Origin of the sequence: Sulfuricurvum sp. IAE1 (assembly GCF_004347735.1) — a bacterium.
Taxonomy (GTDB): Bacteria; Campylobacterota; Campylobacteria; order Campylobacterales; family Sulfurimonadaceae; genus Sulfuricurvum.
In genome coordinates this window covers 139,519-164,467 of the sequence record NZ_SLTI01000007.1, presented here as the reverse complement: position 1 = coordinate 164,467, position 24,949 = coordinate 139,519, and the positions used below count along the sequence as shown (strand labels likewise).

Annotated in this window: 23 protein-coding genes; 21 read left to right on the top strand and 2 right to left on the bottom strand. The window is 53.7% G+C overall.

Going from position 1 to position 24,949, the window contains the following annotated elements; genetic code table 11:
• Positions 1–31 precede the first annotated feature (31 nt).
• A complete protein-coding gene (locus E0765_RS01375) occupies positions 32–1,339 on the top strand; it encodes an adenosylmethionine--8-amino-7-oxononanoate transaminase (RefSeq protein WP_132811425.1) in 1,308 nt (435 codons plus the stop codon).
• Here the strand turns inward: E0765_RS01375 and E0765_RS01370 are convergent.
• On the bottom strand, positions 1,325–1,915 hold the full coding sequence (locus E0765_RS01370) for a class II aldolase and adducin N-terminal domain-containing protein (protein WP_132811424.1): 591 nt from the start codon (positions 1,913–1,915) through the stop codon (positions 1,325–1,327). The genes E0765_RS01375 and E0765_RS01370 overlap by 15 nt on opposite strands.
• 46 nt (positions 1,916–1,961) lie before the next feature.
• Here E0765_RS01370 and E0765_RS01365 point away from each other — a divergent pair, with 46 nt between their 5' ends.
• The 15 genes from E0765_RS01365 (at position 1,962) to E0765_RS01295 (ending at position 15,582) form a co-directional block, all read left to right on the top strand.
• Positions 1,962–2,843 carry a LysR substrate-binding domain-containing protein gene (locus E0765_RS01365; protein WP_165921618.1) on the top strand — a complete coding sequence of 294 codons (882 nt, stop codon included), beginning with the start codon at positions 1,962–1,964 and terminating at the stop codon, positions 2,841–2,843.
• A gap of 27 nt (positions 2,844–2,870) precedes the next feature.
• A complete protein-coding gene (rsmH, locus tag E0765_RS01360) occupies positions 2,871–3,791 on the top strand; it encodes a 16S rRNA (cytosine(1402)-N(4))-methyltransferase RsmH (RefSeq protein ID WP_132811422.1) in 921 nt (306 codons plus the stop codon).
• Complete coding sequence (locus E0765_RS01355; protein ID WP_132811421.1) at positions 3,788–4,066, top strand: hypothetical protein; 279 nt, start codon at positions 3,788–3,790, stop codon at positions 4,064–4,066. The genes rsmH and E0765_RS01355 overlap by 4 nt, the downstream gene beginning before the upstream one ends.
• A 104-nt stretch (positions 4,067–4,170) precedes the next feature.
• Complete coding sequence (locus E0765_RS01350) at positions 4,171–4,578, top strand: hypothetical protein (RefSeq protein ID WP_132811420.1); 408 nt, start codon at positions 4,171–4,173, stop codon at positions 4,576–4,578.
• An 8-nt stretch (positions 4,579–4,586) separates the two neighbouring features.
• Positions 4,587–5,477 carry a polyprenyl synthetase family protein gene (locus E0765_RS01345; protein ID WP_132811419.1) on the top strand — a complete coding sequence of 297 codons (891 nt, stop codon included), beginning with the start codon at positions 4,587–4,589 and terminating at the stop codon, positions 5,475–5,477.
• Positions 5,477–6,769, top strand: a complete 1,293-nt coding sequence (hemA, locus tag E0765_RS01340; RefSeq protein WP_132811418.1) for a glutamyl-tRNA reductase — start codon at positions 5,477–5,479, stop codon at positions 6,767–6,769. Before E0765_RS01345 ends, hemA begins: the two co-directional genes overlap by 1 nt.
• Positions 6,769–8,472, top strand: coding sequence for a proline--tRNA ligase (locus E0765_RS01335; protein WP_132811655.1), 1,704 nt, complete (start codon positions 6,769–6,771; stop codon positions 8,470–8,472). The genes hemA and E0765_RS01335 overlap by 1 nt, the downstream gene beginning before the upstream one ends.
• Positions 8,469–8,879, top strand: a complete 411-nt coding sequence (locus E0765_RS01330) for an FxsA family protein (RefSeq protein WP_132811417.1) — start codon at positions 8,469–8,471, stop codon at positions 8,877–8,879. The genes E0765_RS01335 and E0765_RS01330 overlap by 4 nt, the downstream gene beginning before the upstream one ends.
• Positions 8,833–9,669 (top strand): DsbA family protein, encoded by an 837-nt coding sequence (locus E0765_RS01325; protein WP_165921617.1) that lies wholly within the window; start codon positions 8,833–8,835, stop codon positions 9,667–9,669. Before E0765_RS01330 ends, E0765_RS01325 begins: the two co-directional genes overlap by 47 nt.
• A gap of 3 nt (positions 9,670–9,672) precedes the next feature.
• Positions 9,673–10,620 (top strand): hydroxymethylbilane synthase, encoded by a 948-nt coding sequence (gene hemC / locus E0765_RS01320; RefSeq protein WP_132811415.1) that lies wholly within the window; start codon positions 9,673–9,675, stop codon positions 10,618–10,620.
• Positions 10,617–12,440: a menaquinone biosynthesis decarboxylase gene (locus E0765_RS01315; RefSeq protein WP_132811414.1), complete on the top strand. Its 1,824-nt coding sequence runs from the start codon at positions 10,617–10,619 to the stop codon at positions 12,438–12,440. The genes hemC and E0765_RS01315 overlap by 4 nt, the downstream gene beginning before the upstream one ends.
• 113 nt (positions 12,441–12,553) lie before the next feature.
• Complete coding sequence (locus E0765_RS01310) at positions 12,554–12,889, top strand: cytochrome c (RefSeq protein ID WP_132811413.1); 336 nt, start codon at positions 12,554–12,556, stop codon at positions 12,887–12,889.
• Between the two features lie 87 nt (positions 12,890–12,976).
• Positions 12,977–14,383, top strand: coding sequence for an argininosuccinate lyase (argH, locus tag E0765_RS01305; protein WP_132811412.1), 1,407 nt, complete (start codon positions 12,977–12,979; stop codon positions 14,381–14,383).
• Positions 14,384–14,397: 14 nt separating this feature from the next.
• On the top strand, positions 14,398–14,862 hold the full coding sequence (locus E0765_RS01300; RefSeq protein ID WP_132811411.1) for an OsmC family protein: 465 nt from the start codon (positions 14,398–14,400) through the stop codon (positions 14,860–14,862).
• Positions 14,863–14,874: 12 nt separating this feature from the next.
• Positions 14,875–15,582 (top strand): SDR family oxidoreductase, encoded by a 708-nt coding sequence (locus tag E0765_RS01295; RefSeq protein ID WP_132811410.1) that lies wholly within the window; start codon positions 14,875–14,877, stop codon positions 15,580–15,582.
• A 3-nt stretch (positions 15,583–15,585) separates the two neighbouring features.
• On the opposite strand, the gene E0765_RS01290 is transcribed toward E0765_RS01295, so the two are convergent.
• Positions 15,586–15,942, bottom strand: a complete 357-nt coding sequence (locus tag E0765_RS01290) for a histidine triad nucleotide-binding protein (RefSeq protein ID WP_132811409.1) — start codon at positions 15,940–15,942, stop codon at positions 15,586–15,588.
• Between the two features lie 171 nt (positions 15,943–16,113).
• Between E0765_RS01290 and pheS the strand changes: the two genes are divergently transcribed.
• The 5 genes from pheS (at position 16,114) to E0765_RS01265 (ending at position 24,946) form a co-directional block, all read left to right on the top strand.
• On the top strand, positions 16,114–17,106 hold the full coding sequence (gene pheS / locus E0765_RS01285; RefSeq protein ID WP_132811408.1) for a phenylalanine--tRNA ligase subunit alpha: 993 nt from the start codon (positions 16,114–16,116) through the stop codon (positions 17,104–17,106).
• Complete coding sequence (gene pheT / locus E0765_RS01280) at positions 17,103–19,430, top strand: phenylalanine--tRNA ligase subunit beta (RefSeq protein WP_132811407.1); 2,328 nt, start codon at positions 17,103–17,105, stop codon at positions 19,428–19,430. The genes pheS and pheT overlap by 4 nt, the downstream gene beginning before the upstream one ends.
• Complete coding sequence (gene aroA / locus E0765_RS01275) at positions 19,427–20,704, top strand: 3-phosphoshikimate 1-carboxyvinyltransferase (RefSeq protein ID WP_132811406.1); 1,278 nt, start codon at positions 19,427–19,429, stop codon at positions 20,702–20,704. The genes pheT and aroA overlap by 4 nt, the downstream gene beginning before the upstream one ends.
• Complete coding sequence (locus tag E0765_RS01270; protein WP_132811405.1) at positions 20,701–21,531, top strand: 4-hydroxy-3-methylbut-2-enyl diphosphate reductase; 831 nt, start codon at positions 20,701–20,703, stop codon at positions 21,529–21,531. Before aroA ends, E0765_RS01270 begins: the two co-directional genes overlap by 4 nt.
• A 178-nt stretch (positions 21,532–21,709) precedes the next feature.
• Positions 21,710–24,946, top strand: a complete 3,237-nt coding sequence (locus tag E0765_RS01265; RefSeq protein WP_165921616.1) for a filamentous hemagglutinin N-terminal domain-containing protein — start codon at positions 21,710–21,712, stop codon at positions 24,944–24,946.
• Positions 24,947–24,949: the final 3 nt, after the last annotated feature.

The following is a 24,949-nucleotide window of genomic DNA, read 5'->3' as shown; positions in this document are numbered from 1 at the left end:
TCACATTATAACCCAAAAAAGGGAGGTTTTCATGAACAATTCGGAGATGGCGCGGCGCGATTTGAACGTTGTGTGGCATCCGTGCACACAGATGAAGGATCACGAGACTCTTCCGATGACGCCGATTTCACGCGGTGAAGGGGTCTGGCTCGAAGATTTTGAAGGGCATCGCTTCATCGATGCGATCAGCAGCTGGTGGGTCAATCTTTTCGGTCATTCGAACCCCTACATCAACGGCAAAATCAAAGAACAGCTCGAAACCCTCGAACACGTCATTCTTGCAGGATTTACCCACGAGGGGGTCGTGCGCCTCTCCGAACGGCTCGTCGCCCTTTCACCCGAGGGGCTAACGCGCTGTTTTTATGCCGACAACGGTTCGAGCGCCATCGAAGTGGCGCTCAAGATGAGCTACCATTTTCATCGTAACCGTGGGGAGGAACGCCCTCTCTTCGTCTCTTTGTCGGAGAGTTATCACGGCGAAACGCTCGGAGCCCTCGCGGTTGGGGACGTTTCGCTTTACAAAGAGACCTATGAACCGCTTTTGATCCGTTCACTGGTTACCCCTTCGCCCCGGGATCAGAGCCTTGAAGCGGCGCTCGAAGCCTCGGAAGCATTCGGAAGACTTTTGAGGGAACGGGGCAAAGAGATATCGGCGCTGATCGTGGAACCGCTGGTGCAGTGCGCGGGAGGAATGAGAATGTACCATCCCCGTTTTCTCAGCGAAGCCAAGCGGTTGTGCGAAGAATACGGCATCCATTTTATCGCCGATGAAATCGCCGTCGGATTCGGTCGTACGGGGACGTTGTTTGCCTGCGAACAAGCCGGGATTTCACCTGATTTTATGGCTTTATCCAAGGGGCTTACCGGGGGGTATCTTCCTCTTTCTGCGGTTCTAACGACCGAAGAAGTGTACGGTGCGTTTTACTGTGATTACAACCCTGCAAAATCGTTTCTCCACTCACACAGTTATACCGGAAACGCTCTTGCCTGCGCCGCTGCCAACGCGACTTTGGACCTGTTCGAATCGGAACGTGTTATTGAATCGAACCGCCGCCTCATCGGGGTGATCGAACGGGAACTTAAACGGTTTGAACGTTATGAAAAGGTCAAGGAGACACGCCAGTGCGGGATGATCGCCGCCATCGAGCTTGACGGGTTCGATCCCAAAGCGCGGATCGGACTCGAAATCCACCGGCGGTGCATGGAAAAAGGGGTGCTTATCCGTCCGCTGGGGAGCGTCGTGTACGTGATGACGCCCTACGTGATAACCCCTGATGAACTGGTGCGGGTATTCGATGCGATCGAGAGTGCGGTCGCGGCGATTTCAGTCGATGTCTAAACGTGCCTGGGAGTGATCGAGCATCAGGATCCGGCAGCTGCGTTCGAGGATCGAGAGCTGGCGCACCATCGAGTGGATGTCGCGGCTGAAAGCGTAGACGCCGTATCCGCGGATGACCATGATCGAGGTGTTGTTCTGCTGGAAATACTGAGGGATTTCACTCACCGCCCGTTCGTACCAGTCGTCGAATTTTTTCGGGTCGTAGATGGCGATTTTGCCAAATTCCTTGAAGCCGAAATAGTCGTTGGGGATGATGATGCTGTGGTTCAACGAAAAGGCGGTCGTAAAGGGGGGCATCGTAAAGGTGATGAATTTGGCGTCCGATATCTGACGGTAAATCCCGTGGTGGATCGAGGCGTCGATGCTTGCCTCCTTCCAACGGTAATCTTTATTGTAAAAAAGATCGATGAGGCTGTTTTCGCCGATCGAATCGAAAATGGCGTTTTTCGTATTGATCGTGAAAAGATTGGTATCGAGTTTGGCCGAGAGCGAACCGTGATAGATTCCGAAAAAATCTTTCCGGAACATCGACAGGGCGAATGCGGCGAGCTGACGTTTTACGTTTTGTTTGTCCATGAAAAGGATTTTAGCATATAATAGTGCACAAATGAGGGGTGAAAAGATGTTTACGCTGCGTCAACTTGAAATTTTTACGGCCCTGGCCGCCTCGTCCCGCGTTATCGACGTCGCCGAAACCCTCTCCATGAGTCCTTCGGCCGTTTCGATGGCGGTACGGGAGCTGGAGAAAGATTGCGGCGAAGAGCTGTTCGAGAGGATCGGCAAACGGCTGGTTCTTAATGAACGGGGACGTTATTTTTACGAACATGCGGCCCGAATCGTCGACAAATCGCACCGATTGTTCGAAACCTTTCAGGCCGATTCGATGGGCGGACATCTCTACCTCGCCGCCAGCGTAACGATCAGCAACTATCTTTTGCCCGAATGGATCGGGGATTACCGTTCCGGGAATGAGACGGTCAAGGTATCGCTCAAAACCGCCAACAGTACCGAGGTGATCGAAATGGTCCGCAACGGGGGATGCGATCTGGGATTCGTCGAAGGCAAATTCGATGAAAACGACATGGAATCCCTGCGGCTCATGAGCGACGAACTCGTCGTCATCGGAAGCGATCCGTCGTTGGCAGAGCGGGAGTATTTCATCGACGAACTGGTTGCCAGACGCTGGATCCTGCGCGAGCGGGGTTCGGGGACGCGCGAAATCTTCCTTTCGCAGATTGCCCCGGTCGACAAGGAACTGCAAATCGATATGGAATTCCAGCACAACGAAGCGATCAAGCGCTACCTGATGCACGACAAAGAAGCCCTCTCGTGCCTTCCCAGACTCAGCGTTGCCGAAGAGCTGGATTCGAAAAAGATGTTCGAGGCCCGGATCATCGGCCATCGGTTCGAGAGGGAATTTCGTCTGATATGGAGAAAAGAGAAGACGCTGACACGGGTGATGCGCGATTTTAAACGTTATGTTAGTGAGCTTAGGATAGTATAGGGCGATAAAAACATGCAAGGAACCCCAGTGCAGGAAGCCCCCCATATTCCCGTTTTGTACCGCGAAGTGATCGAAGCGTTTTCGCCGTGTACCGACGGGATCGTCATCGACTGCACGATGGGGTATGCCGGGCATTCGTCGATGCTGCTCGAACACTATCCTGACGTTTCGCTGATCGGGATCGACCAGGACCCGGAGGCGATTGCGTTTTCTTCGCGCAGACTTGAACCGTTCGGCAAACGGGCCGAAATCCGACAGGGGCGTTTTTCCGACGTTGCACGTGAGGCCATCGCCGAAAAAGGGGATGCGATCTGCGGCATACTGGCCGACATCGGGGTGTCGTCTCTTCAGCTTGACCGGCGCGAGCGGGGCTTCTCGTACGAAAGCGACACGCTCGACATGCGGATGAATCCCGATGCGGCGCTGAGTGCGGCGGACGTGGTCAATACCTATGGGCAAAGCGAATTGGAGACGATCCTGCGCGAATACGGCGAAGTGACCAATGCCCGCCGCGTTGCCGAAACGATCGTACAGCGTCGACCTTTCTATTCGGCCAAAGAACTTTCCGGTGCCATTTTCCATCTGATGCCCAAGGGGAAAAAAATACACCCCTCCACGCTGGTGATGCAGGCGATCCGGATCGAGGTAAACGACGAACTCGGGGAACTCGAGAGGCTGCTGGATGCGGTTGAACAATCGGACGTCAAGCAAATGAGGGTGGCGATCATAACGTTTCATTCCCTCGAAGACAGAATCGTCAAAAACCGCTTCGCGAAATGGTCGAAAAACTGTATCTGCCCAGCCGAAGCGATGCGCTGTACCTGCGGCAACAACCATGCGATCGGCAAGACCCTCACCAAAAAGCCGCTGAGTGCGCAGGAGGACGAATTGCGTTCCAACCCGCGCAGCCGGAGTGCGAAACTTCGCGTATTCGAGATTCGACGATGAACGACAAACACGATATCCTAGAAGAAACGAGAGAGATTATCGCCCCTGATGAGTCGATGGGGCCGGTCTTTTTACGCAACGTTTTTGTCGGGGTTTTTCTGGTTTTGATCGTCGTTTTTCCGAAAATTTTCATCAATACGCAGATCTATTTCAAAAGCCGTGAAATTTCGACCCTGACGCATGAACACGATGCCCTGATGGAAGAGAACCGCCTGATCAAGGCCAAAGTGGAAGCCCTCAAATACAAAAACGAAATCCTCGATACCCAGTTTTGATTTTTGAGCGAACGATTCTCTATCGCATCAACTAAGAATTGTGGTGGTATAATCGCGATCCTAATGTTTGGATCAAGTTGGGTCCGAAACGGTCAGGATGTCGGATGAAAAAGCTTTTTTTCGTTTTAGCGATGACGGCGGCGATGCTTCAGGCGGCTCCGTGGAGGGAATCGAAAAGCTTTGTTTTGCCGAAGGACCGTACCGTGAAGGTGCTGGTAAAAAGCGAAGGGCTCGAACGTCTTCTCTCTTTTCGATGGACGCTGTATGCCGATAAAGGGCTCGTCGTGCACGAAAATTTTGATCGGTTTGTGGGACAGCATGTTTTGTACGCGTCACATACTAACCAAAGTTTTCGAAAGCGGCTGCTTCCGGCGAAAAAGAGCGAAAAAGACGTTCCCTACATTGTCGTCGTATTCAAAAAATTCGACGAAGGGGCGAAAACCGCGCAGCTTGACCTGCTGTTGTTCGACAAAGAGCAGCGGATCATGCTCGAGTATTTAACGGAGAAGTGATAAAGAGGATGCAAGAAAAGGTAGAAACACTCATTGCCAAACTCGTCGAAGAGGTCGATTATCCCAAAGCGGCGGAGCTTTTTGCAAAGCTTTCGGGGGGAAAACGGCTCCGCGCGCGGCTGATCCTCACGATCGCTCCCGAAGCCCCTGAAGCGCCTCTTCTAGGGGCCATCGTCGAACTGATCCATGCGGCCAGCCTCCTGCACGACGACGTAATCGACGAAGCGATGCTCCGGCGCGGCGTCCCTTCGGTGAATGCGACCCACGGCAGCAAAGTCGCCATTATGCTCGGCGATATCCTCTACTCCAAAGCGTTCAGCTCTCTTACGGCTTTTGACCCCGCCATTTCCCGTGCCGTTGCCGAATCGGTCACCCGTCTCTCGATCGGGGAGATGATGGATGTCGAGATGGCCGAAACGTTCAATACCGATCGGGAACAGTATCTTAAAATGCTCTATCTCAAAACGGCGACGTTGATCGAAGCCGCCGCCTTTTCGGCCGCTCTTCTGGCAGGCAAGGATGCACAGTCGTACGCAACGTACGGAAAAAATCTCGGTCTGGCGTTTCAGATCGTCGATGACATCCTCGATATCACTGCCGACGAAGCGACGCTCGGTAAGCCCTCATTGAACGATTTTGTAGAGGGGAAAACGACGCTTCCCTACATCGATCTGTACGATGCGCTAGACGTTCCGGGTCGTGAAAGGCTCCGGAATTCCCATGCCCGTCCGATCGACGAGGCGGAGAAAAAGTGGATCCGTTCGCGAATGGATGAACACGGGGTGATCGAGCGTTCATACGCCTTCGCGCGCTCCCTTTGCGACGAAGCGACTGCGGCGGTAGGGAATGATCTTCCTCTCCACGCCATCATCGAATCCGTTTTGAAAAGAAGTAACTGATGCACTATCTCATCGTCAGCTTTTCACACCGCAACTCGACGCTTGCCATCCGCGAAAAGTTGGCATTTGTAAACGAATCCGAACAGCTCGAAGCCCTGGCGGCGCTGAGACGCTGTAGCGCCATCGGCGAGTCGATGCTCCTCTCCACCTGCAACCGGGTCGAAATTTTTTGCAGCTGCAACGATACCGAAGCGGCGACCGAAGCGATTTTCGCTCTTCTTTCGAAGCGTTCGGGGATCGGACACGAAGAGTTGCACGAGCGGGGCGATATTTTCGATGACGAAGGGTGCATCCACCACCTTTTCAGCGTTGCCAGTTCGCTCGATTCGATGGTTGTGGGTGAGACTCAGATCGCGGGGCAGCTCAAAGACGCGTTCCGCCTTTCGCAGGAAAACGGCTATTCGGCTCAGAAAATTTCGCGGGCAATGGGATTTGCGTTCAAATGCGCCGCAGAGGTCCGAAACGCAACCAATATCTCCTCCAAACCGGTTTCGGTGGCGAGCGTGGCGGTATCCAAAGCTAAAGAAAGTGTCGGTAGCCTTGAGGGGAAAAAAGCCCTTGTCATCGGCTCAGGGGAGATGTCGGTCATCACATGCAAGCACCTGAGCGCTCAGGGTGCGGAGGTGACGATGATGAACCGCACCTTCGAGAAAGCCGAAGAGATCGCGCGCGAATGCGACGCCCGGGTCCGGTCGTTCGAAGAGATTGCTTACGCCATCAACGATTACGAGCTGCTCTTTACGTCGACAGGGTCGATCCATCCCATCATCACCGAGGAGATGATTTCCCAGACGCCGTTTAAGCGGTACTGGTTCGACATGGCCGTCCCGCGCGATATCGATTGCGATGGGGCGAAATGGGGAATATCGCTTTATTACGTCGATGATTTGCAGGAGATCGTGAGTGAAAACATTGCCCTGCGCGAAGACGAGGCGAAAGTCTCCTATGTGATCGTCCGCCGGCATGTCGTGCAGTTTTTCGAATGGCTTAAAACCCTCTCGATCGAACCGCTGATCAAGACCCTTTATCTTCGTGCCGAAGAAGCGGCCGATGAGGAGGCGTTCCGCGTTATCCGTAACGGCTATATCCCCGAAGAATACGAATATGCCGTCCGCAAAGCGGCCATCCAGACGCTGAAGCGGTTTTTGCACCCCTTCGCCGAACGGATGCGCGACGGATCGGATCCTCTCAAAGTGGATGCGCTGATTGAAGCGATGAATTTTTTACTCGACAGCGAGGACGGATCCGACCTCTCCCAAAAAGCCTGTACCTATCATACGAAAGGAAAATGATGCGTTTTAGCAAAGCCTATATCCCCACTACCAAAGAGTCTCCCAAAGACGCCCAGCTCCCGAGCCACATCTATCTCTCCCGCGCCGGTTTTATAGCGCAGGTCGCGAGCGGTCTGTACAACTTTCTGCCGCTGGGCAAGCGGGTGTTGCGTAAGATCGAAAACATCATCAACGAAGAGATGGCCGCATGCGGCGCGTTGGAAGTCGACCTGAGTTTCGTGACCCCCGCCGAGCTGTGGGAAGAGAGCGGCCGTATCGAAAAATTCGGCAAAGAGCTTCTCCGTTTCCGCGACCGGAAAGAGAACCTTTTCGTCCTGGGGCCGACGCACGAGGAGATGATGGTCAATATCGTCCGTAACCGCGTCACGAGTTACAAACAGCTTCCACTGAACGTCTACCAGATCAAAACGAAATTCCGCGACGAAGCGCGTCCCCGTTTCGGCCTGATGCGCGCGCGCGAATTCGTGATGAAAGACGGTTACAGCTTTCATGCGACGACCGAGGACCTCGACCGTGAATTCGATGCGATGGAAGCGGCGTACAAACGGGTGCTGGAGCGGCTTGGGTTGACGTTTCGCATCGTCGAGGCCGACAGCGGGGCGATCGGCGGGACCGGCTCGAAAGAACTGATGGTTCTCGCCCAAAGCGGCGAAGACACCCTCGCCGTGTGCGATACCTGCGAATACGGTGCGAACGTCGAAGCGGCCCGCCGTGCACCGCGTTCGGTCATCCCTGAAGCGCCTCAAGCCGATTTCATGCGGTTTAAAACACCGGGTGTCAAATCGATCGGGGATCTTTCAAACTTTTTCAAAGTCGATCCTTACTATACGCTCAAAGCGGTCGTGCAGCGTGCTGTTTACACCGAAGGGAGCGAGCTGGTCTGTTTCTTCCTTCGCGGATGTGACGAACTTCAGGAAGTCAAAGCACGCAACAGCGTGGGGGCCATCGATCTTGTCGATGCCGGCGAAGACGAACTCCGCTCCATCGGTCTTGTTCCCGGATTCATCGGACCGCTGGATCAGGATAAAATCCGTATCGTGATGGACAACGACACCCGTAATGCAACAGCCATGATCTGCGGAGCGAACGAAGCGGACTATCATTTCGTGGGCGTCGATCTGAGCGTGATGGGCGAAGCCCATTTTGCTGATCTGGCCAGCGTTCAGGAGGGAGACGGATGCCCTCACTGCGGAGGGAAGATTCTCCATACCAAAGGGATCGAAGTGGGGCATATCTTCAAGCTCGGAACCGTGTATTCCGCGCCGTTGAAGGCTGAGTTCCTGGACGAAAACGGTCGGTCGCAGCCCTTTATCATGGGAACCTACGGGATGGGCGTCAGCCGTCTCGTCGCAGCCGTCATCGAACAACACCACGACGAGCGCGGATGTATCTGGACTCCGGCAACCGCTCCTTACCTCGTCAACGTCATGGTTTCAAACGTCAAAGAGGAGGCGCATCTCTCCTACGCCGAAAAACTCTACGGCGAGCTCCAGGCCAAAGGGATAGAAACGATTCTCGACGACCGGAAAGAGCGCTTCGGGTTCAAGATGTCCGATGCCGAACTGATCGGTTTTCCGTTCACCGTCATCGTGGGGAAAGAACTCGATAACGGTTCGGTGCAGATCATGGTTCGCGCCACCCGCGAAATGCTCACCGTCGACGCCGACAAAGTGCTTCAAACGCTTGAGGAACTGCGGGGATGATCTATTTTCTGATCTACCTCTTCGCCGAGGTGATCGTCACCGTCGAGATCGCGTCGCGGATCGGCGGAATCGCCACGTTTCTCGAAATCGTCGGGAGCGCTTTTCTGGGGATTTTCATTCTCCTCAACTTCCGTCATACCCTGGCGGAAAACCTGCATGCGCTCCAAACCCGCCGGATCGACGTTCAGGGATTCGCGAACCGCAACCTCATGGGTCTTGCGGGGGCATTTCTGCTGATCGTCCCGGGTTTTCTGAGCGATTTGGCAGGGATTGCGCTGCAGCTTTCCGTGATCGGTTCGTTTCTTGTTAACCGTTTTGGGCGAAAATACGAATCGCCAACCCCAACACAAAAGGATGAATATGTCATTGATGCCGAAATTATCGACGATACTCCTTCTCTCCGCTAGCCTGTTTGCGGCAAGTGATGCCGAAGTGGTTTCGTTTTTGAAAAAAGGGATCGGAAACAATCCCGCCATCAGCAATCTGAACATCGAGATCAACGGCAAAAAGCCGGTTCCGTCCATGAGCGGATGGCAGGCGTATTTCGTCAGTATCGGTGCGGACGTCAAGCAGGGGAACGAAAAACGCCGGATCAACCAAAACGGTATCTACTTCGTCAGCGGAGACGTGATCGCCCCCGAACTGGTCAATTTGAAAACAGGGGTTCGCTACAATGATACGATCACCCCCGATTTCAACGCTTCGTATTACACGAAAGCCAACCGTATCAGCGGGGATGCCAACGCGACGCATAAAGTGGCGATTTTTTCCGATCCGCTGTGTCCGTTCTGCCGCCGTTACGTTCCCGAAGCCATCTCGTACATGGCCAAGTATCCCAAAACGTTCGCCGTTTATTACTACCATCTCCCGCTTGCGGGGCTTCACCCCGCGGCGGTGACCCTCACCAAAGCCGCGATCGCGGCCGAAGAAGAGGGGATGGGTAATGCGGTGATGAAACTCTACACCGTCGATATCGATGCCAACGAGAAAAACGAACAGAAGATACTCGATGCGTTCAACAAAGCGACCGGGGCAAAAGTGACGCCGGCCGATATCCGTCGCCCTTCCGTCCTCAAACAGTTCGAATTCGACCGCAAAGTAGCCGATGAGATGATCGTCTCGGGAACCCCGACGGTCTTTTTTAACGGCGAAAAAGATCCCAAAAAAATGAAATACAAAGACGTAAAGGTTAAATAATCGATGAAAAAACTGACCATCGCAACCCGCGGAAGCAAACTGGCCCTGTGGCAGTCCAACCACATCAAATCGCTCATCGAGACCAATTTTCCCGAAGTTTCGGTCGAACTGAAAATCATCATCACTTCCGGTGATAAGATTCTTGATGTTCCGCTCGCCAAAATCGGCGGGAAAGGGCTGTTCCTCAAAGAGATCGAAGAGTCGATGCTTCGCGGAGAGGCGCAGATGGCCGTTCATTCGCTCAAAGACGTTCCGACGGTGATGCCCGAGGGGTTGCTCCTTTCGGCGATCACGACGCGTGAAGACGTTCGTGACGCGATGCTCAGCGAAAAATATCCCGATATTTCGTCGTTGCCCCAAGGCGCCGTTGTCGGGACCTCTTCACTCCGGCGTCGGATGCAGCTAGCGCTTCAGCGGCCCGATCTCGTGATCAAAGACCTTCGCGGAAACGTCGATACCCGCATCCGCAAACTCAAAGAGGGAGAGTTCGACGCGATTATCCTCGCGGCCGCCGGGATCAACCGTCTCGGGCTCCGTGACGCGGTGACGTATTTCTACCCGATCCCGCTGGATGAAATGCTTCCGGCAATGGGGCAGGGGGCATTGGGCATCGAAACGGTCAACGAGCCGTGGGTACTCGAAATCGCCCGTTTTCTCGATGATGAAAACAGCCGTATCGAAACCTCCATCGAACGCGGATTCGTCGATACCCTTCAGGGGGGATGCCAGGTTCCCATCGGGGTGAGCGCGCGCGTAGGCGAAGACGGAAAGGTAGTGGTCCGTTCGACGTTGGGAATGCCCGATGCGAGCGAAACGATGGGGGATGAGATCGTCGTCTCCCGCGATCAGACGGACGGCGTGGGCGAAGCGATGGCGAAGCGTCTTATTTCGCAGGGTGCGATGGAGCTGCTGCAACGTGCCGAAGCGATGGCAAACGGGGCCGCGCAATGACCCTTCAAAAGACGATCGATCTGTTCCAGTCGCAGGGTGAACTGCGCATCATCAGTGAGCCTTTGGACATCTATCTCGAAATTCCACACCTGGCGTATGCCGAAGTAAAAAAAGAAGACGGGGGCAAAGCGCTGCTGTTCACCCACCCGATCGACCGCAAAAGCGGAAAACGGTTCGATGTCCCTGTAGTGATGAACCTGTTCGGGTCGTTCCGTCGAACCGAACTGCTGTTCGGGCGGGAGATCGAAGGGGTAGCCGAAGAGATCGAGAAACTGCTTCACATGAAGCCGCCGCAGAGTTTCAAGGAAAAAATCGGAATGCTCGGCGACCTGTTCTCGATGAAAGACATTTTCCCGAAAAAACTTCCCAAACGGGGAAGCTGCCAGGAGATCGTCAAAGAGGGGGAAGATGCTTCTTTACACGATATCCCGGTTCTGACCACGTGGTCAGAAGACGGCGGCCCGTTCATTACGATGGGGCAGGTCTATACCCAAAGTCTCGACGGCGACGTCGTGAACCTGGGGATGTATCGTCTTCAGGTCTATGACAAGCACCGGCTGGGGATGCATTGGCAGATTCACAAAGACTCGTCCCATTTTTTCGACCAGTATCAGCGTGCGGGCAAAAAGATGCCCGTCTCGGTAGCGATCGGCGGGGATCCGCTCTATACCTGGTGTGCGACCGCGCCGCTGCCGTATGGGGTCAATGAACTGCTCCTTTACGGTCTGATCAAAAAAGAGGCGCCCAAACTGGTCAAATCGATCACCACCCCTCTCTATATCCCCGAGGATGTCGATTTTGTCATCGAAGGATGGGTGGACCCCGAAAAAATGGAACTCGAAGGACCTTTCGGTGACCATACCGGCTATTATACGCTGCAGGAGTATTATCCCGTTTTGGAAGTGAGTGCGATCACGCACCGTAAAGATCCCTATTATCTTGCGACCGTCGTCGGAAAACCGCCGCTCGAGGATAAATACATGGGATGGGCGACCGAGCGGATCTTCCTGCCGCTGCTTAAAACGAATGCGGCCGATCTGATCGATTACCACATGCCCGAAAACGGGGTCTTCCATAACCTGATCCTCGCCAAAATGAAAACCCTCTACAAAGGGCACGCGAAACAGTTCATGCACATTTTCTGGGGATCGGGCCAGATGAGTTTCGTCAAGCATGCCCTCTTTTTCGGAGAAGACGCACCCAAACTCTCCAATTACGAAGCGCTGGCAACGTATGCGCTCAACCGCTTCCAGCCCAAATGCCTTTTCCTCTCCGAAGGGATCACCGATGCGCTGGATCATTCCAGTCCCGAAGCCCTGATCGGCGGAAAACTGGGAATCGACCTTACCGCGTCGCTTGCGCCGCAGCAGCCCGAATCGATCGAAACGGCCGCATTGCTTGAAAAAATCGCCGCGTTGATTCCCGAAACACTCAACGTCGCGCAGTATATGCGCCATACGGCAAATCCCGTAACGGTGGTCAGCGTCCGAAAAGGGGAGCGTTCCATCCGTGAGCGTTTCGCGTCGCTTGAGACGCTGGAGCGCTATCTGCGGATCGTCGTTTTCGTCGATGAAGCCAAAAACGACCTTTACAATCCGTACATGCTGATCTGGCGGGTAAGCAACAACCTTGACGCGATGCGCGATCTCTATCGCGGCAATGTCGTCGTGGCACTGGACGGAACGGCCAAAACCGCCGCGGACGGCTTTGAACGCGAATGGCCAGGCGACGTCGAGTGTACCCCGGAGGTCGTCGAACGGCTTAAGGGGATGGGTGTCTGGGATCTGGAAGAAGCTCTCGAGAAGAAGTACCAGCTCTGAGGTAAAAAGGGCGACTTTAAGCGCCTTTTCGGCCTGAAAAATGATTAAGCATTCTATTAGATTTAGTAATGTAAGATTAATTTAAATTTTTTTTAACAGGAAGAGCGATTCCGATGCGCACATTATACGCTACCGTAGCCCTTACGCTTTTAGCCGGTTCTACCCTCCTCAGCGCAGCGACCTACAAGGGTCAGAAGATTTATATCGAATCGTGCAAAGAATGCCACGGCGGCGGCCAGGAACTCGCGGCTTCCAAAAAACAGCGCGCGTGGGAAAAGCTGATGAACGCGAAAGGGCAAAAACTCGCCGACATCCATCTGGGCTCCAAAAAAGCCCAGGCTTCGTGGGAGTATTTCGGAAGCCGCGCCTTCACGAAAAACGCGAAGCATCTTGAGGATTTCCTCGTCGAATACGCCGCCGACAGCGGAAACGTCCCCGCCTGTAACTGATACCCTTTCGGGGCGGAGCCGTTTTCAAACTTTCTTCTAAACCAAACTGCGCTAAAATATCCCCATTTATTACGATTCGGAGATACTATGAAAAAAATGTGGTCCGGACGCTTCGCACAGGATGCGTCAAAGCTTCTCGAACAGTTCAACGCCTCGATCATGTTCGACCGCAAGCTGTACCGCGAAGACATCGAAGGTTCCGTCGCGCACGCGCAGATGCTGGCCCATCAGGGTATTTTGAGCCAGGCGGAGCTTACGTCCATCGAAAAAGGGATGGCTCAGGTGCTCGAAGAGATCGAATCGGGCGTTTTCGAATGGAAAATCGCCGACGAAGATCTTCATATGGCGATAGAGAAGCGGTTGACCGAGATTATCGGAGAAGCGGGTAAAAAGCTTCACACCGCCCGCAGCCGTAACGACCAGGTTGCGCTTGATTTCCGCCGTTACGTCCTGAGAAAAAACGGCGAGATCGTCGAACAGATCAAAGAGGTGATGGGAGTCCTCGTCGACATCGCACGGAATCACACATCGACCCTTCTGCCGGGGATGACCCATCTTCAGCACGCCCAGCCGATCAATTTCGCGTTCCATCTTCTGGCTTACGTTTCGATGTTCAAACGCGACTGTGAACGTTTCGAAAGTTCGGTGGAACGCAATAATATCTCTCCGATCGGATGTGCCGCACTTGCCGGAACGCCGCACAACATCAACCGCGAAATGACCGCGCAGAGCCTAGGATTTCATTCGGTCAGCATCAACTGCCTCGACACCGTCAGTGACCGCGATTTCGCCCTTGAAATCCTTTTCAACATTTCGACGCTGATGATGCACGTTTCACGTCTGGCCGAAGAGATCATTCTCTGGTCGAGTTACGAATTCCGTTTCGTTGAACTTTCCGATGAGTATTCGACCGGAAGCTCGATCATGCCGCAGAAGAAAAATCCCGACGTCCCCGAGTTGCTGCGTGGCAAAACGGGCCGGGTCTACGGTAACCTGATGGGGCTTCTGACGGTGATGAAAGGGCTTCCGCTGGCCTACAACAAAGATACCCAGGAAGACAAAGAGGGGGTTTTCGACAGCGTCGAAACAATCGAAATTTCGCTCGAAATCCTTCGCGAGGCGCTTCGAACGATGACGGTTAAGCCTGACAATATGGCCCGCGCATGCAAACTCGGGCACCTTTCGGCGACAGATCTGGCCGACTACCTCGTCGAACACTGCGGTGTGCCGTTTCGCGAAGCGCATCATATCACCGGGCGGGCCGTTGCACGCGCGGAACAGCTTGGGTGCGATTTGAGCGATATCCCCTACGCGGAACTTTATGCGATCGATGCGCGGATCAAAGAAGATGTCTGCGGCTATCTCTCAATCGAGCATTCGATGAATGCCCGCACCTCTGCGGGAGGGACTGCCGAAGTGCGTACCCTCGAGCAGATCATGTTTTTCGATGAGTATCTCAGGGCGAAGGGATACAATTCCCTTCCCGACGTATAAAAGGAGATTTTTTTATGAAAGTTACCGTTTCCCATCAAGACGCGATGCGTTTTGAAGCGCAGACTGAAAAAGGGAGTTTTATCATCGACTGCCCGCAGATTTCCCCGATCGAATATTTTCTGAGTGGAATCATTGCCTGCAGTGCCACCGATATCGTGATGCTCCCCCAAAAGCAGGGTCATGAGGTGAAAAACCTGGCCGTTTCGGGTGAAGTTGTCCGCAACGAGAGCGCACCCAGAAAGTTCAATACGCTGCACCTCGAATACCGTTTCGATTCGGATGCGGACGATACCACGGCGGCTCGCTGGGTGATGGCGAGTCTTGAGACCTATTGTTCGACGATCAACACGATCCGCGACAGCGTGGCGATTACCTATACGATCGTCCATAACGGCAAAACCGTCCGTGAACACGAGAAAATGATCAGCGGCGGCGGAAGCAGCGTCGATTTCGGTACCCTTCAAGGGTGCAACGCCTGATAAGGCCCGGTCGTGGAACGGACGAAAACCGCGCTGGTCACCGGTGCCGCTCAGGGGATCGGGCGCGTCATCGCACGTTTGTTTGTCCAGCGCGGATGGGAAGTATTCGGTCTTGACTGCGATGCCGAAAATCTCGCATCTGCCGCCTCGGCGGAGGGGTTTGAACCGATCGTCTGCGATCTGGCCGATCCCGAAGCGGTCGAAAAAGCTGCCGAAGGAATCGTATCGCTTGATTTACTCGTAAACAACGCCGCCTACAGTGCGCAGGGCGATCCAAGGATACTTCCGTTGGCCGAATGGAACCGTGTCCTCGCGGTCAATCTGAGCGCCCCGTTTTTGCTCTCCCGTCTATTGGCCGATAAACTGACCCTGAAAAAAGGATCGATCGTCAACATCGCTTCCACGCGGGCATTGATGAGCGAACCGTTTACCGAAGCCTACAGCGCGAGCAAGGGGGGATTGCTCAGTCTCACCCATGCGCTCGCCATGAGTCTCTCCCCGGTTCGGGTGAATGCGATCAGCCCGGGCTGGATCGAACATGCCCACCCGGGTTCTCTTCGCCAGATCGATCACGATTTTCATCCCTCCGGGCGGGTCGGACGTGCGGAAGACATTGCCGAAATGGCCTGGTTTTTGGGAAATCAGCAATCGGGGTTTATTACGGGACAGAATTTCGTCGTTGATGGAGGGGTGACCAAAAAAATGGTCTACCCCGAGTGAGGGTCAGATAAAATCTTTGGGATCGGCGTCGGCGAAATGGCCCCATTTGAGCTTGGCGCCGCCGAGGAGATGGAAATGGAGGTGTTTGACTTCCTGTCCGCCGTCCTCGCCGATGTTGCTGATGATGCGGTAACCGCTTTCGTCGATGCCGAGTGTTTTGGCGGTTTCTTGCATAAACGTGCTCATCCGTCCCATTACATCGCCGGGGATCTCTTTGAAACTGTCAAAGTGGGCCTTGGGGATCACCAGTACATGGACCGGCGCTTTGGGATTGATATCGTGAAACGCATAGAACTCTTCGTTTTCGGCGACGGCATTCGAAGGGATCTCTTTTGCCACGATTTTGCAAAAAATGCACATAGGTTAACCTCTTTTTTTCTCCCCATTGTAGCACAAGTTGACGAGATGGATCGAGCCTTGAAGCTGTTTATAAAAGAGTTTAGAATAGAATATCCCAAAATATTGCCCGTTTTTTCGAAAACGGATACGATCAACAATTTTTAGAATTTCATGTAGGATGGAGACACTGCTTTGCAAGAGTGGTACGACGCGATAAAATCGGCCGATACGATTGACAAAATCGAAGAGATTCGGATTGCCGTTTTCGGTAAAAAAGGGGTAATGAACGCCGAGTTCGCCCGGATGAAAGACCTGAGCGATGCGGAAAAAGGCGCTTTCGCCAAAGAACTGAACGTTCATAAAGAAGCGCTGAACGCGCTGTTGCTGGATCGCAAACTCTTTTTGGCGATGGAACACCTCGAAGCGACGATGAAAGCCGAAGCCATCGACGTAAGCCTCTACTCGCCTTCGAGCGAGCGCGGTTCGCTTCACCCCGTTATGGAGACGATGGACCGGATTGTCGAGTATTTTTTGTCGATGAACTTTGCGGTTCAGACCGGGCCGATGGTGGAAGACGACTTCCACAATTTCGAAGCCCTGAATCTTCCCAAATACCACCCCGCGCGCGACATGCAGGATACGTTTTACTTCAAGGATTCGATGCTGCTGCGTACCCATACCTCTCCGGTACAGATTCGGACGATGCTCTCGCAAAAACCGCCCATCCGGATGATTGCCCCGGGCGCCGTTTTCCGCCGTGACTACGATTTGACCCACACACCGATGTTCCACCAGGTCGAAGGGCTGGTCGTCGAGGAGGCGGGAAAAGTGTCGTTTGCGAACCTCAAATTCATCCTCGAAGACTTTCTCAAAACGATGTTCGGAGACGTCGAGGTTCGTTTCCGTCCGAGCTTTTTTCCGTTCACCGAGCCTTCCGCCGAAGTGGATATCAGCTGTATTTTCTGCGGCGGGGAAGGGTGCCGCGTCTGTTCGAAAACAGGATGGCTTGAAGTCCTCGGATGCGGTATCGTTGATCCGAACGTCTTTAAGGCGGTCGGTTACGAAAACGTCAGCGGATACGCCTTCGGCCTCGGGGTCGAGCGGTTCGCGATGCTGATCCACCGGATCGGCGATTTGCGGTCCCTTTTTGAAGGAGATACGAGACTATTGGAGCAGTTTAGATGATCGTTACGAAGAATTGGTTAAACGAATGGATTGATCTTGGGGGTATCAGTACCGAACACCTCCTCAAAACGTTCAATGCCATCGGGCTGGAAGTCGACCGCCACGAAACGATCCGCGTCCCTGACGGCGTCGTCATCGGATACGTCGAACAGTGCGAACGCCATCCCGATGCCGACAAACTGAGTGTTTGCCAGGTCAACATCGGCTCGGGCGTCCGGCAGATCGTCTGCGGCGCTTCGAACGTCCGCGCGGGAATCCATATCGCGCTCGCAACCGTCGGGTCCGAACTTCCCGGCGGGCTGAAAATCAAAGCGGCCAAACTTCGCGGCGTCCCTTCGGACGGAATGATCTGTTCGAGTAAAGAGATCGGTCTCCCTTCGACCGGCGAGGGGATTATGATCCTTGATGGCAGTATCGGGGAACTGGTTCTGGGGAAAAATCTCAACGAGTACCCGCTTTTCAACGACGATCTGATCGAAATCGAGCTGACCGCCAATCGCGGTGACTGTCTGAGTATCCGGGGTATCGCGCGCGACCTGCGCGCCGCGTTGAACCGTCCGTTGCGCGAATGCGCCAAAAACGAGAGTCAGGAACGCCTTGGGATCGGCCGCATTTTGCAGCTCCATCACAACGAAACGTTTGATGCCGACTTGCTCTTTGGGGCCGTCGAGGTCAAAGAGTTCGACGTCCCTTTTATGATCGTGTTGCGTCTGGCACTGATCGAGGGAGAATATTCGACTCCGGTTGAAGCGGTGCTGCTCTATTCGACCCACAGCACGGGGGTAATCCTCAGAGCGTACCCATTTGAAAAATTCGGCGACCACGATACCAAGGGAATCATCACCCTTGATACGGACGAAAACGGCTACACGGCACTTTATGGCAAGGATAAAGTCTCGGTGATCGGTGTTTCGCAGGAGAAAGAGGCCCGCTTCAGTGCCAAAGAGGGACTGGCGATCATCGAAGCCAGTTATATCGCTCCCGATATCATCTCCAAAAAGATGGGGGAGAAGAAAGTACCAAGCTGCGCACACTATTACCGTACGTCCCGGGGCAGCGAACCCAAAATCGATATGGGGATCGCGTATGCGATGCGTCTGTTCGAAAAATTTTCGTCGTCCCAGGTGTACGGCGGGAATATCGAGCTGCTCTCTTCGTACGAGCCGCGCATCGTCAGCATGAGCGAAGAAGAGATCGCCTCGTTTATCGGGATGCGCGTCGATAAAACGACGATTACCCAGATTTTCAAAAACCTGGGGATGGAGATCGGCAAGCCCAAAGGATCGACGTTTGCGATTTCGATTCCGCAGTTTCGTCACGACATCGTGAACAAGCAAGACATCGTCGAAGAGATCGTCCGCATCGTCGGCATCGACAACATCCCCTCCAAGCCGCTTTATTTCGCCGAAGCGAACCGTGCGGGCGATGACCTGAACGAATACCGCAAAACGCGGATGTATCGCCATCGCGCCGCGCAGAGCGGGTTTTACGAATCGGTCCATTTCGTTTTTAACGAACGCACACAGCTTGAAAAATACGGGTTCGTCTGCACCGACGAATCCAAAGAACTGCTCAACCCGATTACCGCCAATTTCGATACGCTTCGGCCGACCCTTCTTATGGGGCTTTTGAACTCCGCATCGGCGAACGTCAAAGTGAATCAGAAAAAAATTGCCCTGTTCGAAGCGGGGATGGTGTTCGATGCGGATCGTAAAGAATCCAAGCGTCTAGGGTTTATCGTTTCGGGTGCGGTGCAGGGTGAAAAAGTTGCCAATGCCGGCAAGCCCGCCTCCATCGATTTCGCGTCGTTCGTCCAGATGATATCGGACGTGGCGGGTTCGTTTGAACTCGTTTCGCACGTTCCCTCCCATTCCCTCGCACACCCTTACGTTTGTGCGAAAGTGATGATCGCCGGGGTCGAGGCGGGGGAACTTTTCCGCGTTCACCCCAGTGTGGAGGAAGCGTTCGACCTTCCGCAGACGTTTATGTGCGAGCTCAAAACCGATCTTCTCCCATACGGCTTGATCCAGGCGCAGCCGTACTCGAAGTACCAGGCGTCGTATCGCGATTTGAGCATCGTCGTTTCGAAAGAGACGGCGTACGAAACGATCAAAAACGTCATTGAAAAACACGTCTCCCCTCAGGTCCGTCGGTTCTATCCCGTCGACCGCTACGTCTCCGAAGCGCTGGGTGACCAGATGAGCCTGACGCTGCGGTTTGTTCTGCAGTCGGAGGAAAAGACGCTGGAAGAGGAAGATATCACCGCCGCGATGGAATGGGTGCTGGACGGTTTGAAAAACGAACTCGGGGTAAGCTTGCGATGACGAAAGCGAAAGTCCATCCGGTCCACTCCTTCGCGTTCAAGAGCAACGCGATCGCGCCCGACAAATCGATTTCGCACCGATGCGCCATGTTCGCCGTTCTGGCCGAAGGGGAGAGTAAGGTCCGCAATTTTCTCCGTGCCGAGGACACCCTCAATACCCTCAAAATCGTCGGTCATCTGGGGGCGGATATCCTGGATGAGGGAGAGACCATCACGATCCGCTCCAACGGGATAAAAGAGACGAGCGAAATCCTCGACTGCGGGAACTCCGGGACGGGGATGCGGCTGTTTTGCGGCCTCCTCTCTTCGGCGGAGGGGCATTTTGTCCTCACCGGTGACGAGTATCTCAAACGCCGCCCGATGAAACGGGTGACCCAGCCGCTGCGCTCCATCGGCGCGAAGCTCGACGGACGCAACAACGGTGACCTGGCTCCCCTTTCGATCCGGGGCGCGTCGCTCAAATCGTTCGATTATACATCTCCGGTCGCATCGGCGCAGGTCAAAAGCGCCATGATGCTCGCAGCGCTCCGTTCAGACGGCGTCTGCACATTCCGTGAGCCGGAACTGAGCCGTGACCACACCGAACGGATGTTGCGGGGGATGGGGGCACGCATCGAGGTAAACGGCCTTGAGACCAAAATATGGCCTTTGGAAAAACCGCTTTCGCCGCTGGATATCCGTGTGCCTGCCGATCCTTCCAGCGCTTTTTTCTTCGCCGTAGCGGCGGCGATCGTCCCCGGGGCATCGGCCCTGATCGAAGGGGTCACCCTCAACCCGACCCGTATCGAAGCGTTTAAAGTATTGGAAAAAATGGGGGCCAAGATCACCTATACCCTCACCGACGAGCGGTACGAGCCGATCGGCAACATTCGCGTCGAGTACGCCCCTCTTAAAGCCGTTACCGTCGAGGAAAACATTGCGTGGCTCATCGACGAGCTCCCGGCTCTTTCTGTGGCCATGGCGTGCGCGGAAGGGAAAAGCGTCGTCAAAAATGCCGAAGAACTTCGGGTCAAAGAGTCCGACCGGATTAAAACGGTGGTTGATAACCTGAACCTCTGCGGCATCGAAACCGAAGAGTATCCCGACGGCTATGCGGTGATCGGCGGAGAGCTCAAATCCGCCACCGTGAACAGTTACGGCGACCATCGGATCGCCATGAGTTTCCTGATTGCGGGGCTGAGATGCGGGATGGAGGTCGAAGACGTCGAATGCATCAATACTTCCTTCCCTAACTTCTTTGAGCTCCTCGGCACTTTTGCGAAGGTAGAACGATGAAAATCGAGCTGGCCGAAAGTTACGGATTCTGTTTCGGTGTGAAACGGGCGATCAAAATTGCCGAAGAAAACCGCAACTCTTCCACCTATGGCCCGCTTATTCATAATGCCAACGAGATCGCGCGACTCAAAAACGATTTTAACGTCGCGTTGAGCGAAAATCTCGATACCTTCAAAGCCGGAGATACTGCCGTCATTCGAACCCACGGTATTCCCAAAGAAGAACTTGCCCTCCTGAACCGCCGCAACGTGAACGTCGTCGATGCGACGTGTCCTTACGTTACCAAGCCCCAGCAAATCGTCGAGGAGATGAGTACTCAGGGGTACGATATCGTCATTTTCGGAGACGAAGCCCACCCCGAGATCAAAGGGGTCAAAAGCTATGGTGTGGGCAACGTATTCGTCATCAACGCTCCCGAGGAGATCGATGCGCTTAAACTGCGCGAAAAAGTGGCCACCGTCGCACAGACGACCCGCAAGATCGAAGATTACCGTCAAATCGTCGGAAAGCTGATGGAAACGCACAAGGAGGTGCGGGTATTCAACACGATCTGCAACGCGACGTTCGACAACCAGGATGCCGTACGCGCATTGGCCCAAAAAGCCGACGTGATGGTGATCATCGGCGGCAAAAACTCTTCGAACACCAAACAGCTCTACGCCATTTCCAAAGAATTCTGCCCTGACAGTTATCATATCGAGAGCAAAGACGATCTCGAGCCCGGCTGGTTCAGCGGAAAAGAGTTCTGCGGGATCAGTGCAGGGGCATCTACACCTGACTGGATCATCGACGAAGTGGTCGAAGCGATCGAGCATCTTCGCCGATAGATTTCTGTTCCCCTCTTTTTCCTTCACGAGAAACGTATCCGTACTTTGTTGTCTGAGTGTCGATACACGTACCGATGCAACATCCGTACAACAAATCTGCAACACAATTGCAACTCTATCGTCGGATAATTCCACCACAGGGTAATACACCCGAATAATCATACAAGAGGATTCAATGATGAAGGGCAATTCGGATTACAGTTCGCGTTTTCGTATTCTCAAAGGTGGAAAAATATCGCTTGTCGTGTCGGCATTGCTTGCAGGATCGAGCATCGCGTACGCCGCACCAAGCGGAGGTACCGTAACGACAGGCAGCGCAACCATCAGCCAAAACGGCAGCGTTACCACCATCAGCCAGTCTACCAACAAGGCCTCGATCAACTGGCAGGATTTCAGCATCGGCAAGAGTGAAACGGTCAACTTCGTACAGCCTTCCGCCGCCTCGGTTACGCTCAACCGTGTCATCGGGACCAACCGTTCTCTTATCGAAGGGGCAATGAACGCGAACGGACAGGTATTCCTCATCAACCCTAACGGGATTTTATTCGCCAACGGCGCACAAATCAATGTGGGGGGGATCGTAGCCTCTACGCTCAATATTACCGATGCGAACTTCCAATCAGGCAACTATGTCTTCGAAGGTAACAGCCAGAATTCCGTCCTCAACATGGGAACGATTACAGCTGGCAACGGCGGTTACGTGGCAATGATGGGTAAAACCGTAGCCAATGAAGGGACCATCGTTGCGACGATGGGGAACGTACAGATGGCGTCAGGCGAAAAGATCAGTCTCAATCTCAACGGCAACTCTCTCGTAAAGCTGACCATCGATCAGGGAACGATGGATGCTCTGGTAGAGAACAAAGGGCTTATCAAAGCCGACGGAGGTCAAGTCTACCTGACCACCCAGGCGCTCAACACCATCCTGGACGGTATGGTGAACAATACCGGGATCATCGAAGCGCAGACACTCGAAGACGTGACGGGCAAGGTCGTTCTTTTCGCTCACGGAGGGAAAACAACCGTATCCGGAACCATCGATGCCGCAGGAGGGTTTGTTGAGACGTCGGGACAAGAACTCGGCATTGGAAGCGATACAACAATCAAAGCGAAAACGTGGTTGCTCGATCCGACCAATATAACAATCGCTTCGGGCGGAAGTGAACCGCTTTCCGGAACTCCCGCTACGACAGGTACAAGCGGAGATGTGACCGTGGCTGCTTCGTCAATTGTAACTGCACTTGATTTAGGCACGAGTGTTCTTTTGGAAGCGGACAATAACATCAATGTGAATGAAGACATCATCACCGGAAGTATGGCTGGGGATGCGACGTTGACATTGTCTGCCGACAACTCCATCATTCTGCAAAACGGAGTGGATATCGATGCCACGCAAAATAGCAATGCCCATACTCTGGGAGTAGTGTTTGACGGTAATGTGGTTCTAAACGGTTCGTCTAATTCGGTTAAAACGAACGGAGGCAATATTACCTTCAACGAAACCATTGACGGTGCCGGTGCCTTAACGCTTGACGCACTTGCGGGGACGGTTAGATTCAGCGGAAATGTGGGAGCGACTACCGCTCTGGACTCATTGAATGTCAAAGGAAATGCCATCAATATCTACGGTACGTCCGTTACAACTGCCAACGATCAAATCTATGACGGTGCAGTTTCTTTGCTGACGGCGTTGTCAGGTTTTAACAATCCAAGCTTTGAAACGGATGGGCAAGGATCGACAACGATTACAGGATGGACGGTTACGAATGCCGGGGTTCAACTCAACGGTGGCAGCGCCATTGCCGGATATGCAACGCCTAATGACACGGCGGCTCCTCCTATCGTTCCTTCCGGAGGCAGCGCCCCGTATGATAATTACCCGTATCCGGGTAGCTATACCACTCAAGTCAGTTCAAACGTTGATACGGGCAGTGGAAACAATTCGTTACAGATGACATCGAACGGCGGAAGTATCTCGGCGGGTTATGGAGTCATTCGTGGTCCTTATGTGGTCAGTGATTCCGAAGTCAGCCTCAAAGCAGGTGAGGGAATTTCATTTAAATGGTCCGCTACGGGCGGAAGCGACGCCTATGACGTGTTTGGGTACATGGTCAATACGGCGACGGGTGCTACCCAGGTCATTCTTGATAAAACCGGGAAAAACTCGGCTACGGCACAGCCTTGGACGACTTCTTCGGCTACGGCGTTGGCCGATGGAAACTATAAGTTCGTATTTATTTCAGGTTCATGGGATGCAAGCGGAGGGCGAGCACTCGGTGCGAATCTGTATCTGGATGATATCAACGTATTCGATTCCAAAGCATTTACGGGATCAAAAGTCGATTTTAAAAATACCCTCAGTGCAGGTAGTTCGAACGTAACGGTTACCGCCAACAAAATCGATCTGGGCGGTGCGGTGTCTGGAAACAACCGTCTCGCATTGCAGGCACGGGACGCGACCAAGGCGATTGAAATCGGTGGCGGCAGCGCTAACGCGGCAGCGGGAATCGTGGATATTACAGCGGCCGAAATTTCGAATATTCAAAGCGGATTTGAAAAAATTACCGTCGGCTCGGCTTCTCAAACCGGTAATGTTCAATTCGTTGGAGACATATCGTTGGCCAACCCGTATGAATTCAGAACGCAAGGAACCATGACCATTGACAGCGGTGTTACCGTGGCAAGCTCGACAGGCTTGGGAAATGGCATGATTTTCACGGCTGAAAACAATTTCGTGAACAATGGCACGATTTCCGCTCCTACGGCGACCAACCGCATCGTCGTTTATACGGGATACAAAGATTCTGCGGTTTTAGGATTTACCCCGGGAACGGAAGTGATCTCCAAAACGCGTTCAAATTATGATCCGAGCCTTTATTTCACTGATAACTCGACGAAATGGAATGTCGTTTATTCAAATCTAACACCCGCACCCGCGCCGGCGGCCACCACGCCTGTAACGAGCACTGCGCAGCAGGAAAAAGAGGTTTCTGACGTCGTCACGACCATTGTCAACTCGACAATCGTAACGCCGCCTGCACCGCTAACGGTTCCACCGCATGCGCCAAAACCGCAGCAGATACAGACCCAAGCCAAAAACAACACTCTGTTGCAAAGCATTCTTCCCCAGGGGACGACCGGCGGCGGAACGTTGAACCTTGTAGGGGTTGCCGATGGCAATGTTCCCGTACAAACCGTATCGATGGAACAGCTTCAGACGGCCGCTACGGTACAGGGAGCCGGCGATATCCGCGTACCGCTGGCCAACGACAGCCTGGTCGAATTGGTAAACGGGGGACTGAACCTTCCCAAAGGGGTCAGCCAGGAGTTTTACGTCGTTGCGGACAACGCTGTGAGCGGAAGCGGGAACAACGGAATGAACGTTGAACCGAACAATGAAAATGAGAAAAGATAAGGA